This is a genomic window from Halomonas heilongjiangensis, from assembly GCF_002879645.1.
GTDB lineage: Bacteria > Pseudomonadota > Gammaproteobacteria > Pseudomonadales > Halomonadaceae > Halomonas > Halomonas heilongjiangensis.
Window position 1 is genome coordinate 38,892 of sequence record NZ_PNRE01000023.1, and the last position, 14,825, is coordinate 53,716.

12 protein-coding genes are annotated in these 14,825 nt (G+C 71.2%); 10 read left to right on the forward strand and 2 right to left on the reverse strand.

The window, feature by feature from the left end; all coding sequences use genetic code 11:
* Window positions 1–16: 16 nt before the first annotated feature.
* Window positions 17–2,965 carry an RNA polymerase-associated protein RapA gene (gene rapA / locus C1H66_RS04510; protein ID WP_102626775.1) on the forward strand — a complete coding sequence of 983 codons (2,949 nt, stop codon included), beginning with the start codon at window positions 17–19 and terminating at the stop codon, window positions 2,963–2,965.
* 165 nt (window positions 2,966–3,130) lie between these two features.
* Here the strand turns inward: rapA and C1H66_RS04515 are convergent, their stop codons facing one another.
* The gene (locus C1H66_RS04515) at window positions 3,131–4,036 is read right to left on the reverse strand and encodes a TIGR01777 family oxidoreductase (RefSeq protein WP_102626721.1); all 906 of its coding nucleotides are present in this window, start codon (window positions 4,034–4,036) and stop codon (window positions 3,131–3,133) included.
* 89 nt (window positions 4,037–4,125) lie between these two features.
* Here C1H66_RS04515 and C1H66_RS04520 point away from each other — a divergent pair, with 89 nt between their 5' ends.
* The 9 genes from C1H66_RS04520 to C1H66_RS04560 all read left to right on the forward strand — a co-directional run bounded on the left by C1H66_RS04520 (window position 4,126) and on the right by C1H66_RS04560 (window position 12,784).
* Window positions 4,126–5,163 carry an NAD(P)/FAD-dependent oxidoreductase gene (locus C1H66_RS04520; protein ID WP_102626722.1) on the forward strand — a complete coding sequence of 346 codons (1,038 nt, stop codon included), beginning with the start codon at window positions 4,126–4,128 and terminating at the stop codon, window positions 5,161–5,163.
* Window positions 5,164–5,200: 37 nt separating this feature from the next.
* A complete protein-coding gene (locus tag C1H66_RS04525; RefSeq protein ID WP_102626723.1) occupies window positions 5,201–5,581 on the forward strand; it encodes a sirohydrochlorin chelatase in 381 nt (126 codons plus the stop codon).
* A 123-nt stretch (window positions 5,582–5,704) separates the two neighbouring features.
* Window positions 5,705–6,619 carry a MerR family transcriptional regulator gene (locus C1H66_RS04530; RefSeq protein ID WP_102626724.1) on the forward strand — a complete coding sequence of 305 codons (915 nt, stop codon included), beginning with the start codon at window positions 5,705–5,707 and terminating at the stop codon, window positions 6,617–6,619.
* A gap of 20 nt (window positions 6,620–6,639) precedes the next feature.
* Entirely contained in the window at window positions 6,640–8,058 is a 1,419-nt protein-coding gene (gene phrB, locus C1H66_RS04535) for a deoxyribodipyrimidine photo-lyase (RefSeq protein ID WP_102626725.1), read from the forward strand.
* Between the two features lie 30 nt (window positions 8,059–8,088).
* Window positions 8,089–8,529, forward strand: coding sequence for a nuclear transport factor 2 family protein (locus C1H66_RS04540; protein ID WP_102626726.1), 441 nt, complete (start codon window positions 8,089–8,091; stop codon window positions 8,527–8,529).
* 55 nt (window positions 8,530–8,584) lie between these two features.
* Window positions 8,585–9,388 (forward strand): SDR family NAD(P)-dependent oxidoreductase, encoded by an 804-nt coding sequence (locus C1H66_RS04545; protein WP_102626727.1) that lies wholly within the window; start codon window positions 8,585–8,587, stop codon window positions 9,386–9,388.
* Window positions 9,385–10,755, forward strand: coding sequence for an NAD(P)/FAD-dependent oxidoreductase (locus C1H66_RS04550; protein ID WP_102626728.1), 1,371 nt, complete (start codon window positions 9,385–9,387; stop codon window positions 10,753–10,755). The genes C1H66_RS04545 and C1H66_RS04550 overlap by 4 nt, the downstream gene beginning before the upstream one ends.
* Entirely contained in the window at window positions 10,752–11,516 is a 765-nt protein-coding gene (locus tag C1H66_RS04555) for a DUF1365 domain-containing protein (RefSeq protein ID WP_102626729.1), read from the forward strand. The genes C1H66_RS04550 and C1H66_RS04555 overlap by 4 nt, the downstream gene beginning before the upstream one ends.
* Complete coding sequence (locus C1H66_RS04560; protein ID WP_102626730.1) at window positions 11,513–12,784, forward strand: SAM-dependent methyltransferase; 1,272 nt, start codon at window positions 11,513–11,515, stop codon at window positions 12,782–12,784. Before C1H66_RS04555 ends, C1H66_RS04560 begins: the two co-directional genes overlap by 4 nt.
* 41 nt (window positions 12,785–12,825) lie before the next feature.
* On the opposite strand, the gene C1H66_RS04565 is transcribed toward C1H66_RS04560, so the two are convergent.
* A complete protein-coding gene (locus tag C1H66_RS04565; RefSeq protein ID WP_102626731.1) occupies window positions 12,826–14,697 on the reverse strand; it encodes a putative bifunctional diguanylate cyclase/phosphodiesterase in 1,872 nt (623 codons plus the stop codon).
* Between the last annotated feature and the right edge of the window lie 128 nt (window positions 14,698–14,825).

Here is a 14,825-nt window from a genome sequence, read left to right on the forward strand (position 1 = left end):
CATCCTCCGAGGCATCATGAGCGACTATTCACCCGGCCAGCGCTGGATCAGCGACGGCGAAGCCGAACTCGGCCTGGGCACCATTCTCGGCTGCGACTTCCGCAGCGTCACCGTGCTCTTCGGCGCCAGCCAGGAAACTCGCACCTACAGCAGTCGCCAGGCCCCGCTCACCCGGGTGGCGTTCGGCAGCGGCGATCGCATCCAGGCCGCCGAGGGCTGGAGCCTGACCGTCGACGACAGCAAGGAGGTCGACGGCCTGATCGTCTACATCGGCGAGGATGACCGGGGCGAGCTGCGCGAACTGCCCGAGGCCCAGTTGGCCGACACCATGCAGTTCGACCAGGCCCGCGACCGCCTGCTCACCGGCCAGGTCGACCGCAACGACTGGTTCGACCTGCGCTTTCGCACCCTGCACCACTTCCACCGCATCGAGCAGAACCCGGCGCTGGGCCTGGCCGGGCCGCGCATCGACCTGATCCCCCACCAGCTCTACATCGCCGACGAGGTGGCCCGCCGCCACGCCCCACGGGTGCTGCTCGCCGACGAGGTGGGCCTGGGCAAGACCATCGAGGCGGGCCTGATCCTGCACCGGCTGCTGCTCACCGGCCGCGCCGAGCGGGCGCTGATCCTGGTGCCGGCGAGCCTCACCCACCAGTGGCTGGTGGAGTTGCTGCGCCGCTTCGCCCTCGAGGTGACCCTGCTCGACGAACAGCAGAGCCAGGCCCACGGCGAGGCCAACCCCTTCGAGGCCGGCCAGTTGGTGCTGGCCAGCCAGGACTGGCTGTTCGCCAACCCTCGCCGCCAGGCCCAGGCCGAGGCCTGCGACTGGGACCTGCTGATCGTCGACGAGGCCCATCACCTCGAATGGTCCGACGAGCTGGTGGATCCGGGCTACGCCTGCGTGGAGCGGCTGGCGGCGGCGGTGCCGGGCCTGCTGCTGCTCACCGCCACCCCGGAGCAGATGGGGCTGGAAAGCCACTTCGCCCGGCTGCGGCTGCTCGACCCGGACCGCTACCACAGCGTCGAGCGCTTCCGCGAGGAGGAGGCGCACTACGTGGAGGTGGCCGAGGCGATCGACGCCATCGAGCGCCTGCCCGGCGGGGCCGGTGATCGCGAGCGGGTCGCCGCGGTGATCGACGAACCCGACAGCCTGGCGCTGCTCGAGACCCTGGCCAACGGCGAGGCCGGCGCGGCCCAGCGTAGCGCCGCCCGTGACCAGCTGCGCGATCAGTTGCTCGACCGCCACGGCACCGGGCGGGTGATGTTCCGCAACAGCCGCCGCCACGTGGGGGGCTTCCCCGAGCGCCGACTGCATGTCGCCCGCCTCGCGCTGCCGTCGTCCTACCGCCGGGTCCTGCGCCGCCTGGAACGCGACGAGGACTACCTGGACGAGTTGCTGATCGAGACCGGCCTCGACCACCCCGAGGTGCTCGTCTACCTGGACACCATGTACCGCGCGCTCGCCGACGACCCGCTCAATACCGAGCCCTGGTGGCAATTCGACCCCCGCGTCACCTGGCTGCTCGAGCGGCTCGCCGACACCGCTGCCGGCGGCTTCGCCGACGACAAGGTGCTGGTGATCGCCCACGACCGCGAGACCGCCCAGGGGCTCGCCGAGGGGCTGCGCGTGCTGGGCGGCTACCATGCCCCGGTATTCCACGAGGGCCTCTCGCTGGTGGAGCGCGATCGCGCCGCCGCCGCCTTCGCCGACGAGGAGGAGGGCTGCCAGGTGCTGGTCTGCTCGGAGATCGGCTCCGAGGGGCGCAACTTCCAGTTCTGTCGCCACCTGGTGATGTTCGACCTGCCGCTACACCCGGACCAGCTCGAGCAGCGCATCGGGCGACTCGACCGCATCGGCCAGCGGCATGCCATCGAGCTCCACGTGCCGGTGTTCGAGGGCAGCCCCGGCGAGAAGCTGCTGCGCTGGTATCGCGACGGCATGGACGCCTTCAGCAGCCCCCACGGGGTCGGCAGCGAGATCTTCACCGCCTTCGGCGATGCCCTGGCCGACGCCCTGCTCGACGACGAGAGCCTCGCCGAGGTGATCGAGGAGACCCGGGCGCTGTTCGAGAGCCGCCTGGCCGAGCGCGATGCCGGGCGCAACCGCCTGCTGGAGCTCAACGCCTGCCGCCATGAGCGTGCCGAGACGGTGGCCACGGCGATCCGTGAGCTCGACGAGGACCGCGCCCTGCCGCGCTACCTGGACCAGGCGCTGGACATCTTCGGCGTCGACAGCCAGGAACTCGGCGGCGGCCTTCTCCACCTGCAGCCGAGCCCGCAGATGCTCGACGGCCTGCCGGGGCTGGTGAAGGGTGAGGAGGGTTTCTCGGCCACCTTCTCCCGGCGACGCGCCCTGGCCCGCGACGACGTCCAGCACCTCTCCTGGGAGCACCCGCTGCTGCGCGAGATGATGGGCCGCATCCTCGACGGCACCATGGGCAACACGGCCCTGGCGCTGCTCAAGCACCCGTCGATTCCCGCCGGCCGGCTGATGGCCGAGCTGGTCTTCCGCACCCATTGCCCGGCCCCCAGGCGGCTGCACCTCAACCGCTTCCTGCCGCCCACCGCGGTGCGGGTGCTGCTCGACGAGTCCGGCGCCAGCCTCACCGACAAGGTCTCCTTCACCGGGCTGTCGAAGAACCTGCAGAAGGTCAAGAAGGCCATGGCCCGCGACCTGATCCGCAGCCGCCACGACCAGTTGCGCGAGCTGATCGACCGCGGCGAGAGCGAGGCCGAGCGGGAGCTCTCCTCCATCGTCGAGGCGGCCCAGCGGCGCATGCGCACCGAGCTGGACGGCGAGCTCAACCGCCTGGAGGCGCTGGCCCTGCACAACCCGGCGGTGCGCGACGACGAGCTCCAGGCCCTGCGCGATGAGCGCAGCGCCCTGGACGCCGCCATCGACGGGGCTCGCCTGCGCCTCGACGCCGTGCGGGTCATCGTCACGGTGGGCGAGGAGACGCGCTGAGGCGTTCTCACATCCTGCTCCGCTTGCAGGGCCGGGGTTGGCCATCCATGGCCAACCCGTTCGGCGGGAAGAACATTCACTGGATGTTCTTCTGATTCCGCCTCACCCCTGGAATCGGACCTCCTCTTCGGCCTGTCCCCGGCGCCCCTCTCCCGGCGGGGGACATCAGCCCAGGATATCGGCCAGCGCTGCCTCCAGCGTCGGGAAGCGGAACTCGAAGCCGGCGTCGAGCAGCCGCTTCGGGCGCATGTCGGCGCCGGTCAGCAGCAGCCGCGACATCTCGCCGAAGGCGGTCTCGAGCACGATGGCGGGCACCGGCAAGAGCGCCGGGCGGCCCAGCTGCTTTGCCAGCACCCGGGTGAACTCGGCGTTGGTCACCGGATGCGGGGCACTGCCGTTGAAGGGTCCCTCGAGCTCCTCGTTGTCGAGCAGGAAGAGGATCGCGCGCACCAGGTCTTCCCGGTGCACCCAGGGCATGAACTGCTTGCCGTCGCCGAACCGCCCCCCCAACCCCAGCCTGAAGGGCGGCAGCATCTTCTGCAGGGCGCCTCCCCCCTGATCGAGCACCAGGCCGGTACGCAACAGTGCCACCCGGGTGCCGAAGTCCACCGCCTCACTGGCGATATCCTCCCAGCGCTTGCACAGGCGATGGGTGAACTCGTCATGGGGCGGGGTCTCCTCGGTCACCTCCCGGTCGCCCTGGTCGCCGTAGTAACCCATGGCCGAGGCCGACACCATCACCGCCGGGGCACGCCCGCCGGCCGAGGCGAGCTGCTCGCAGAGCATCACCAGGTCGCGGGTGACGTTGACCCGCGAGTCGATGAGCCGCTTCTTCTGGTCATCGCTCCAGCGCCGGGCGGCGATGGATTCCCCGGCCAGGTTGACGATGGCGGCGGGCGGCGTGTCGACGAAGTCCAGCACCGAACGGCGGATGTCAGTGCCACTCGGCAGCCGGTCACGCACCCGATTCGGCTCCCGGGAGACCACCAGCGGACGATGCCCGGCCTCCTTGAGCCGCTGACACAATCGCTGCCCGACGAAGCCGCTTCCCCCGGTGATCAGCACTCGCATCGTGGATCCCTCCTTAGGCGCCGATGAGTTATACAGTCGTTGTACACTTCTGCTAGTCTAGCTGAAAAGCCCTTCTGCGCGAGCCTGCGATGCCCACGAGCCTTCCACACACCACGGCGATCATCGGCGCCGGTATCGCCGGCCTGGCCTGTGCCAGGGCCCTGCACGACGCCGGCCGACGGGTCGTGCTCTTCGACAAGGCGCGAGGGCCCGGTGGCCGCATGTCCAGTCGCCGCCTGCCCGGTGCGGTGGTCGACCTGGGCGCCCAGTTCTTCAGCGTGCGCGACGACGCCTTCCGTCGCCAGGTCGAGACCTGGCGAGCGGCCGGCCGAGCGGCGCCCTGGCCCGAGGCCCTCTGGCAGGCGGACGAAGGCGGCTGGCGGCGCCATCGCGACGGCCGAGAGCGCTTCATCGGCAGCCCGCGCATGAGCGCCGTCACCCGCCAGTTGGCCGACGGCCTGGACCTGATCGGCGAGACCCGCATCGTGCGGCTCGAGCGCCAGGCTGCGCAGTGGTGGCTGGTCGACCAGGGCGAGACTCGCCACGGCCCCTTCGACCGGGTGGTGGTCGCCGTCCCCTCGTCCCAGGCCGGGCCCCTGGTCGAGCCCCACGACCCGGCCCTGGCCGCTGCCTGTGAGGCGGTGATACAGCGCCCCTGCTGGGCCGCCTGGGCCCTGCTCGACTCGCCGCTGCCCAGCCTGCCCGGGGTCGACGATGCCTGGCAAGCGGTACAGGTCCGGCAGGGGCCGCTGCGCTTCGTCAGCCGCAACGACCACAAGCCCGGCCGGGCCGACCAGGGCGAGAGCCTGACCCTGCTGGCCCATCTCGACTGGAGCCAGGCGCGACTGGAGGCCGATACCGACGAGGTGGCCCGGCAACTGCTGGCCGCCTTCGCCGCCGTGTTGCCCGCCGGCAGCGAGATGCCTCGCCCCCGATCACTCGGTGCCCACCGCTGGCGCTTCGCCCAGCCGGATGTCTTCGCCCGCGGCGAGGCGGTCAACCGCGACCACCGCCTGGGCAGCGATGGCCTGGCCCTGTGCGGCGATGGCTGGCGCGGCCCCAGGGTCGAGGACGCCTGGCTGTCGGGTCACCATCTCGGCGGCACCCTGGTGGCGATTGACGCCTGACACGCCACGCCGCCTCACCCATAGGAGATTGCTCGGCATGCCCTACGCCCTGATCCTGCTCGCCCACGGCTCCAGCGACCCCCACTGGCGGGCCCCCTTCGAGCGCCTGGCCGAGGCGCTGGCCCGACGCCTGGAGACCCCGCTGCGGCTCGCCTACATGGAGCTCAGCGAACCCTCCCTGGAGACCACCGTGGCCGAGCTGGCAACGGCCGGTGTCGAGCGGGCCGAGATCCTGCCGCTGTTCTTCGCCGCGGGACGCCACCTGCGCAAGGACGTGCCCGGGCAGGTCGCCGCCCTGGCCGACGCCCACCCCGGCATCGCGCTGCAGCTGCTGCCGCCGGTGGGCGAGCATCCGGCCTTCGTCGAGGCCCTGGCCGCCGTGATCGCCGAGCAGGCCGGCGAGCCCGCGTCCGGCTGACACGCCGAGGCGAATACCCGGCCCCATGTTGTACATTGACAGTGACTTGTACAAAATCAGCCCCTGAACTCCGGCCGCCTCGACACCGGCGGGGCAAGCGATCAGCAAGAGGCACAGCCGTCCATGAGTGACAAGGCGACCCACCCGGCCGACACGCCGCTCTATCCGATCCGGGAGGTCTCCCGGCTGACCGGCGTCAATTCGGTCACCCTGCGGGCCTGGGAGCGCCGTTACGGCCTGATCCGTCCCCGCCGCACGCCCAAGGGCCATCGCCTCTATGCCCGCGACGATATCGACCGCATCGAACGCATCCTGCAGTGGCTCAACCGTGGCGTGCCGGTCAGCCAGGTGCGGGAACTGCTCGAACAGCCCGAGCCGGTCGAGTCGCCGGCCCCCTCCGCCGGCGACTGGCCGAGCCAGCGTCACCAGCTGGTCGCGGCCCTGGAGGCCTTCGACCTGCCTCGGCTGGAGATCCTGTTCAACCAGAGCCTGGCCCTCTATCCGGTGACGACCTGCGTCGCCGAACTCTGGCAGCCGGTGATTCGCGAGCGGGAAGAGCACTGGGACGACCAGCTCGGCGCCCTGCTCCAGCGCCGTACCCTCGAGGCCTTCCTGCGTACCCGTATCGGCACCCGGCTCTATCATGCCAACCAGACCGCCACCGGACCGCTGGTGCTGATCGGCCAGTTGCCGGAAGATCCCGGCCCGCTGTGGATGCTGCTGGCGGCGCTGACCGCCAGCGACGACGGCTATCGGGTGCAGCTGTTCGATGCCCCGCTGCCCTTCAGCGAGCTGCCGCTGGCCATGGAGCGCTTCCATGCCTCGGCCCTGCTGCTGGCCAGCGGCAAGGCCGAACGTGCCGATCTGATACGGCGCCAGCTACCGCGCCTGGCCGAGCAGCTCGATGCCCCGCTGGCCCTGTGTGGTCCGGTGGCCCGGATACGGGCCAGCGATCTGGACCCGAGCCGGGTCGAAGTGCTGGGCGACGACCTGCCCCAGGCCATCGCCCGCCTGGGGTCACTGATCCGGGATCGCTGAACGACCGACGGAGCCCACCCATGCCCGCCCCCGTGCTGATCTGGTTCCGCAGCGACCTGCGCATCCACGACAACCGCGCCCTGGCCGCCGCGGCCCGCCAGGGGCCGGTGATCGCGGTCTTCCTGCGCTGCCTGCCCCACTGGCAGCGCCATGGCCACGGCGCCAACAAGCTCGACTTCTGGGCCCGTGGCGTGGCGGCACTCAAGGCCTCGCTCGAGGGTCTCGGCATCCCGCTGCTCCATCGCGAGCTCGACGACTTCGCCGAAGCCCCCGCGACGCTGCTGGCCATCGCCCGGGACACCGGCGCCAAGGCACTGCACTTCAACCACGAGTATCCCCTCGACGAGGTGCGCCGCGACGAGGCGGTGATCGGCGCCTTCGCGTCCGCCCGGCTGGCGGCGCGGGGGCATCACGACAGCGTCGCCTTTGCCCCCGGCGAGCTGTTGACCGGCAAGGGCGACTACTATGGGGTCTTCACCCCTTTCGCCAAGGCCTGGCAGCGCCGGCTCACGCCCGAACGGCTGGCGCTCAGTGACGCCCCCACGCCCCAGGCGCGCCTGCCCATCGCCGCGGACCCGCTGCCCGGGCTACCCGAGCTCGATGACACCCCGGTCGACGGCCGGACATGGCCCGCCGGCGAGCAGCCGGCCGCCGACCGGCTCGAGCGCTTCCTGCGCTTTCGCGGCCGCCACTATGCCCACCGCCGCGACGTCCCGGCGATCCGCGGCACCAGCGAGCTCTCACCCTATCTGGCGCTCGGCATGATCTCCCATCGCCAGTGCCTGCAGGCGGTGCTGGCCGAGAACGACGGCAGCCTCGACGAAGGCGATGCGGGGCTCACGGCCTGGGTCAACGAACTGGTGTGGCGGGAATTCTACCGACACGTCGCCTTCGGCTTTCCCCGGGTCTGTCGCCGCCGCGCCTTCCAGGCTCCCACCGAGGCCCTCGCCTGGCGCGACGACGACACCGGCTTTCGCGCCTGGTGCGCGGGGCGTACCGGCTATCCCATCGTCGATGCGGCCATGCGCCAGCTGGTGACCACCGGCTGGATGCACAACCGCCTGCGCATGATCACCGCCATGTTCCTCGCCAAGCACCTGCTGATCGACTGGCGCCGCGGCGAGGCCTTCTTCCTGCGCCACCTGGTCGACGGCGAGTTCTGTGCCAACAACGGCGGCTGGCAGTGGGCGGCCTCCACCGGCACCGATGCGGCCCCCTACTTCCGCATCTTCAACCCCACCACCCAGTCGCAGCGCTTCGACCCGGACGGCGCCTTCCTCGCCGAGTGGCTGCCCGAGCTGGCCGGAGTGCCTGCCCGGGCCCGTCATGCGCCGCCGCGTGACCCGCTCGGCGACCTCGACTATCCACCCCCCATCGTCGACCACAAGGCCGCCCGGGCCCGCACCCTGGACGCCTTCAAGGCCCTCAAGCCGGCCTGAACCCCGCCCACCCCACCGGAGGAGATCGCCATGCACCGGGACCCCGCCCTGGAGGCCTTCTGCGCCTTCTTCAATAAACTAGACAAAACATGTACAAAAAAGCTATACATGTTCTACACAGGCGACGTATCCTTCGTCGACCCCCTGCACCGCATCGAGGGTCGAGAGGCGCTGGAAGCCTACTTCACCACCCTGTACGAGAACGTCACATCATGCCGGTTCGACTTTCACCACCGGCAACGCCAGGGCGACACCGCCTTCGTCACCTGGACCATGCAGCTGGTGCACCCGCGACTCGATGGCGGCCGGACGATCGCGGTGGAGGGCTGCTCGCGGCTGGACTTCGCACCGGAGGACGCCGGCCGGGTGGCGCGACACCGCGACTACTTCGATGCCGGCGCGCTGGTCTACGAGCACCTGCCGTTGCTGGGTGGCGCGGTGAGACTGGTTAAGCACCGCCTGGGCCGATGAGCGGCCGGGGATGCAGCGAGGCGCCTGGCGGCGCGCAACAATCGAGGGGCGAGGCATGACGGCATGGCATGGCAGGCAGCGCATCTGGCTGACCGGGGCGACCTCGGGCATCGGCCGCGCCCTCGCCGAGCGGCTGCTCGCCCAGGGGCACCGGGTCGCCCTGAGCGCTCGCAGCGAGTCGGCGCTCGACGAACTCGCCGGCGGCCGGGACGACGCCCTGCCGCTGCCCCTCGACGTGAGCGACCGCGCCGCCGTGCGACGGGCCGGGGAGCGTCTCGCCGGGGCCTTCGGCGGCCTGGACTTGGTGATCCTCAATGCCGGCACCTGCGAATACCTCGACGCCCGCGATTTCGACCTGGACCTCGTCGAGCGGGTCTTCGCGCCCAACCTCTTCGGCGCCCTGCACTGTGTCGACGCCGCCCTGCCGCTGCTGCGCCGGGCCCGCGCCGAGGGCGGGCGGCCGCTGCTCGCCGCCACCTCCAGCGCCTCGGCCTATCTCCCCCTGCCGCGGGCCGCGGCCTACGGGGCATCCAAGGCGGCGCTCAGCCACTTCATGGAGTCGCTGCGGCTTGACCTGCATGCCGAGGGCATCGACATCAGTTTGATCCACCCGGGCTTCGTCGAGACGCCACTGACCGCGCGTAACGACTTCCCCATGCCCATGCGCATCACCGCCCCGGCGGCCGCCGACGCGATCCTCACGGGGCTGGCAAGGCGCCGGCTCGATATCCACTTCCCACGCCGCCTCACCCTGCCGATCCGGCTGCTGGGCATCCTGCCGCCGGGCCTGCGCCACCGTCTCGGCCTGCGCCTGACCCGTGCCGCGGCAGGCCAGGGAGCACCGGAGCCACGCCCATGACCGCCCCCTTCCTCCCGCCGTCGCGCCAGCGGAATGGCGCCCAACGCGTCGCCGTGATCGGCAGCGGCATCGCCGGCATGGCCGCGGCCTGGTACCTCTCCGGTCGCCATGAGGTGACCCTGTTCGAGGCCGCCGAGCGCCTGGGCGGCCATACCGCCACCATCGATGTGTCGCTGGAGGGGCGCCACTACGCCATCGATACCGGCTTCATCGTCTTCAACGACCGGACCTATCCCCATTTCCGGCGCCTGCTGTCGAGGCTCGGCGTGGCCAGCCAAGCCACCGAGATGAGCTTCTCGGTGCACGAGACGGCCCGGGACTTCGAATACAACGGCCACACCCTGTCCTCGCTGTTCGCCCAGCGCCGCAACCTGCTGCGCCCGCGCTTCTACCGCCTGCTGGGCGACATCCTGCGCTTCAACCGCGAGGCGACACTGGCCCTGGAGGCCGGCGGCCTGGAGCCGGCCATGACGCTCGGCGCCTGGCTCGACGCCCGCGGCTACGGCGCCGACTTCCAGCAGCGCTACCTGCTGCCGATGGGGGCGGCCATCTGGTCGGCCAGCATCGGCGACCTGCGCGCCTTCCCGCTGCTCTTCTTCGTGCGCTTCTTCGGTCACCACGGCCTGCTGTCGATCGACGACCGACCCCAGTGGTACACCCTGGTGGGCGGCTCACGCAGCTACATCCCGGCACTGACCGCCCCCTACGCCGAGCGCATCCGCCTGGCCACGCCGGTGCACCACCTCCAGCGCGACCGACATGGCGTGCGGGTGTGCACCGCCGCCGGCGACGAGTCCTTCGACCAGGCGGTGCTGGCCTGCCACGCCGACCAGGCCCTGGCGCTGCTCGAGGACCCGACGCCGGCCGAGCGTGAGGTGCTCGGTGCGCTGCCCTACCGGGACAACGAGGTGGTGCTGCACACCGATACCCGGCTGCTGCCGCGCCGCCGGCGCGCCTGGGCGAGCTGGAACTATCGTCTCGATGGCCGCGACGAGGCGGCGCGGGTCTCGGTGACCTATGACATGAACATCCTGCAGCGCCTGGACGCCCCGCATACCTTCTGCGTGACCCTCAACGACGGCCAGGCCATCGACCCGGCCCGGGTGCTGGGCCGTTTCACCTATGCCCATCCCCAGTTCACCCTCGCCGGCCACGCCGCCCAGGCGCGTCACGGCGAGATCTCCGGCCCCGGGCGACGCACTCACTTCTGCGGCGCCTACTGGCGCTACGGCTTCCACGAGGATGGCGTCTGGAGCGCCCTGCGCGTCGCCCGGGCCCTGGGCTGCGACGAGGATGACACGCCCCGCGCGACTGTCATGGGCGCCCCCCCGGTGGGCCGGATCGTCGCACCGGAGGCCTGCGGATGATCGACGCCCCGCGCTCGCGGATCTATCGTGGCAGCCTGCGCCACCGGCGCTTCCTGCCGCGCCGGCATGCCTTCGCCTACGGGGTATGGATGGCCTGGCTCGACCTCGACGAGTTGCCCGAGCTGTTCGATGGCGTGCCCGGCTTCAGCGCCCGGCGCCCGGCCCTGGCCCGCTTCCGCCGCGAGGACTATCTCGCCCCCCACGACCGGCCACTCGATGACGCGGTGCGCGAGGAACTGGCGCGCCGGCTCGGCTTCGCCCCCGATGGGCGCATCTGCCTGCTCACCCAGTTGCGCACCCTGGGGGTCGGCTTCACCCCGCTCTCGCTCTATTACGCCTACGATGCCCACGGCGAGCTGTGCGCCGTGCTCGGCGAGGTGACCAACACCCCCTGGGGAGAACGCGCCCGCTACGCCTGCGCGGTGTCGCCGCACCGCCATGCCCACACCGCCGAGTTCGCCAAGACGCTGCACGTCTCGCCCTTCCACCCCATGGACATGAGCTACCGCTGGCGCTTCACCACCCCGGGCGAGCGGCTGGCGATGCACATGGAGACCTGGCAGGCGGGGCAGCGCCACTTCGACGCCACCCTGACGCTCGAAGGCCGGCCGGCGACCCGCCGCGTGCTGCTCGCGACCCTGGCCCGCCAGCCCTGGATGAGCGCCAAGACCCTCGCCGGCATCCACTTCGAGGCGCTCCGGCTCTGGCTCAAGCGTGTGCCCGTCCATGACCACCCCCGTCGCGAGGAGACCTCGTCGTGAATACGCTTCGCTCCGCCACCCCAGCCCGCCCGGTCCCGGCCGATGCCGATCGCCCGACCCGCTGGCTGAAGCCGCGCCTGCTGGCCCGGCTCGACCGCCTGGAGGGGGGTGACATCACCCTGATCGAGGGGCATCAGCGCCATCGCCTGGGCCAGGGCGGCGATCTCGCCGTGACCCTGGTGATACGCGACAGCCGGGTCTGGAAGCGTGTCGCGCTGGGCGGTACCGTGGGCGCCGCCGAGGCCTACATGGACGGCGACTGGGACGCCGATGACTTGGTGGCGCTGATCCGGCTGTTCGCGATCAACCTGGAGCGGGTCAACGGTGAGCTGGAGAACGGCACCGCCCGCCTGGGGCGCTGGCTGCTCGGCGCGCTGCACGCCCTGCAGCGCAACACCCGCCAGGGGGCCCGCCGTCACATCGCGGCCCACTACGATATCGGCAACGACCTCTTCGCCACCTTCCTCGACCGGCAGCACTGGATGTACTCCAGCGCGGTCTTCCCCCACCCCGAGGCCAGCCTGGAGGAGGCCTCGACCCACAAGCTCGAGCTGATGCTCGACCGGCTCGACGTGCACCCCGGCCACCACCTGCTGGAGATCGGCACCGGCTGGGGCGGGCTGGCCATCCACGCGGCGAAGACCCGGGGTTGCCGGGTCACCACCACCACCATCTCCGAGGCGCAGTACGCCCACACCGCCCGGCGCATCGAGGCCGAGGGCCTGGGCGAACGGATCACCCTGCTTCGCCAGGACTACCGGGAGCTCACGGGGCGCTACGACCGGCTGATCTCGGTGGAGATGATCGAGGCGGTGGGCCATCACTACCTGGATACCTACCTGGCGACCCTCGACCGGCTGCTCGGCGACGACGGCCTGGCCATGCTGCAGGCCATCACCATCCGCGACCAGCGCTTCGAGGCGGCCAAGCGCGAGATGGACTTCATCAAGCGCTACATCTTCCCCGGTGGCTTCCTGCCCTCGCACCGCGCCATCCTCGACGGCCTGGCCCGGCGCACTTCGCTCAACGTGCTGGCGCTGGACGAGATCGGCCTGCACTACGCCCGCACCCTGCGCGAGTGGCGCCACCGCTTCGAGGCCAACCTGGAGACCGTACGCAGGCTCGGCTACGACGAGCGTTTCATCCGCATGTGGCGCTACTATCTCTGCTACTGCGAGGGGGGCTTCCTCGAGCGCACCATCGGCACCTGCCACCTGCTGCTGGCCAAGCCCGGCGCACGACCGGCCCCGCAGACCGGGGCCGTGTGACCGGCAGGGCCACCCCCGTCTGGCCATCGCCGCGCCGGAGGCTAGGCGGTCGCTTCCGCCGCCACCCGGGCGCCGTCCGGCGAGCCTCCGGCCGACTCGTGCTCCTGCCACTGCGCCTCGAGCCGCTCCGCCGGCAGCGGACGGGCATAGAGGAAGCCCTGCACCAGGGAGCAGCCCGCCGCCCGCAGGAAGTCGCGCTGGGCGATCGTTTCCACCCCTTCGGCGATCACCTCGAGCTCGAGCCCCCTCGCCATGGCCAGCACCGCGCCGACGATGGCCGCGTCGGCCCGATCGTCGGGCAGGGCCTTGATGAAGGCGCGGTCGAGCTTGAGCTTGTCCAGCGGCAGCTTCTTGAGGTAGCCCAGCGACGAATAGCCGGTGCCGAAGTCATCGATGGCGATGGGGTGGCCACGCTCGCGCAGCACGCCGAGGCGCGGGGCGATATCGCCGGCCCGCTCGTCGAGCAGCACCGACTCGGTGATCTCCAGGCCGAGCCGTTCGGCCGATATGCCGTGCCTGGCGAGCCCGGCGGCCAGCGCCGATTCCAGCTCGCCCTGGAACATCTGCAGCGCCGAGACGTTGATCCACACCGGCACCTCGGGCATGCCGAGACGCCGCCAGCGCGCCAGTTGCGCCAGCGCCTGGTCGATCACCCAGTTGCCCAGCGAGGCCATCAGGCCGTGGCGCTCGGCCAGCGGGATGAAGTCCGCCGGCGAGATCATGCCGTCCCGCGGATGACGCCAGCGCAGCAGCGCCTCGAGGCCGACCAGGGCACCATCCGCCAGGTGATGCTGCCCCTGGTAGTGGAGCTCCAGTTGGGTGCCGGTGGCCAGCGCATGGCGCAGCTCGTTGACCAGCCCCAGCTGAGGGCTGTCCTGCATGTCCAGCGCCGGCCGGAAGCGCTGGCTGTGATTGCGCCCATGGCGCTTGGCGGCATAGAGCGCCGACTCCAGCCGCTGGAAGAGCACGCCGGACTCGCGGCCGTCCTCGGGCGCCCGGCAGCTGCCGATGGTCAGGCCGAAGCGCAGCGAGTGCCCCTCGATCTCGAAGGGCTCGCCCAGGTGGGCCTGGAGGCCGGCAATCCAGTTGTCATGGTCGTCGAAGGTGGTGGTGCGGATCACCATGAACTCGTCGCCACCGAGGCGGCCTACCACGCCGCCGGCCACGTGGCCGGCGAGCCGCTGGCCGAAGCGCGCCAGCAGGCGGTCACCCATCTCCACCCCCAGGCCGTCGTTGATCGACTTGAAGCCGTCGATGTCGATCAGCGCCATGTCCAGGCTCTCGCCGGCCCGCAGGTGGCGCAGCCGGGAGTCGAGCAGGTCATGCAGGCGGCGACGGTTGGGCAGGCCGGTGAGCGGATCCTCGAAGCCGATGCGACGCAGGTCCCGCTCCCGGGCCTTGTGCAGCGAGATGTCGGTGAACAGGCAGACGTGGTGAGTGATGCGCCCCTGCTCGTCGCTGACCGCCCGGACCCGCAGCCACTCGGGGTACTCGTCGCCATGCTTGCGCCGGTTCCAGATCTCCCCCTCCCAGCGCCCGGTACTGCGCAGGGTCTGCCAGTAGCGCTCGAAGAAGGCCTTGTCGTGGCGCGGGGCGGAAAGGGTGGTGGCGTTGCGGCCGCGCACCTCCTCGGCGGTGTAGCCGGTGATGCGGGTGAAGGCGGGGTTGACCGCCTGGATGCGGTTGTCGGCGTCGGTGATGATCACCCCGTCCTCCGACAGCGCCAGGGCATCCTGGCCCAGCCGGGCACGCTGGTGCTCCAGGCGCACCTGTCGCCAGGCGTCCATCAGCCCCAGCGCCACCAGGGAGGCGGCCGCCAGGCGCAGGGCGACGCCGGGCAGCCAGATACTCGCCGACAGGGCGGCGAGGCCGGTCCAGAGCAGCGGGCGGTTGAGCGAGAAGGCTGGCCACATGGGGAAGACTCGGCTCGGGCGGGTGGATGGCATCGCGCCTGGCGCGGGCGGTATATTCGTACCACCCGATATCGGCCGCCGGCCGCATAACTGTAACCCGGCGAGGGCCGGCGAGTTTCAACGCCTGC

Coding starts and splice junctions, on each gene's coding strand:
- C1H66_RS04525 (WP_102626723.1), top strand. CDS start 5,201: ATGCCCTACGCCCTGATCCTGCTCGCCCACGGCTCCAGCGACCCCCAC.
- C1H66_RS04520 (WP_102626722.1), top strand. CDS start 4,126: ATGCCCACGAGCCTTCCACACACCACGGCGATCATCGGCGCCGGTATC.
- C1H66_RS04540 (WP_102626726.1), top strand. CDS start 8,089: ATGCACCGGGACCCCGCCCTGGAGGCCTTCTGCGCCTTCTTCAATAAA.
- C1H66_RS04530 (WP_102626724.1), top strand. CDS start 5,705: ATGAGTGACAAGGCGACCCACCCGGCCGACACGCCGCTCTATCCGATC.
- C1H66_RS04515 (WP_102626721.1), bottom strand. CDS start 4,036: ATGCGAGTGCTGATCACCGGGGGAAGCGGCTTCGTCGGGCAGCGATTG.
- C1H66_RS04550 (WP_102626728.1), top strand. CDS start 9,385: ATGACCGCCCCCTTCCTCCCGCCGTCGCGCCAGCGGAATGGCGCCCAA.
- C1H66_RS04555 (WP_102626729.1), top strand. CDS start 10,752: ATGATCGACGCCCCGCGCTCGCGGATCTATCGTGGCAGCCTGCGCCAC.
- rapA (WP_102626775.1), top strand. CDS start 17: ATGAGCGACTATTCACCCGGCCAGCGCTGGATCAGCGACGGCGAAGCC.
- phrB (WP_102626725.1), top strand. CDS start 6,640: ATGCCCGCCCCCGTGCTGATCTGGTTCCGCAGCGACCTGCGCATCCAC.
- C1H66_RS04565 (WP_102626731.1), bottom strand. CDS start 14,697: ATGTGGCCAGCCTTCTCGCTCAACCGCCCGCTGCTCTGGACCGGCCTC.
- C1H66_RS04545 (WP_102626727.1), top strand. CDS start 8,585: ATGACGGCATGGCATGGCAGGCAGCGCATCTGGCTGACCGGGGCGACC.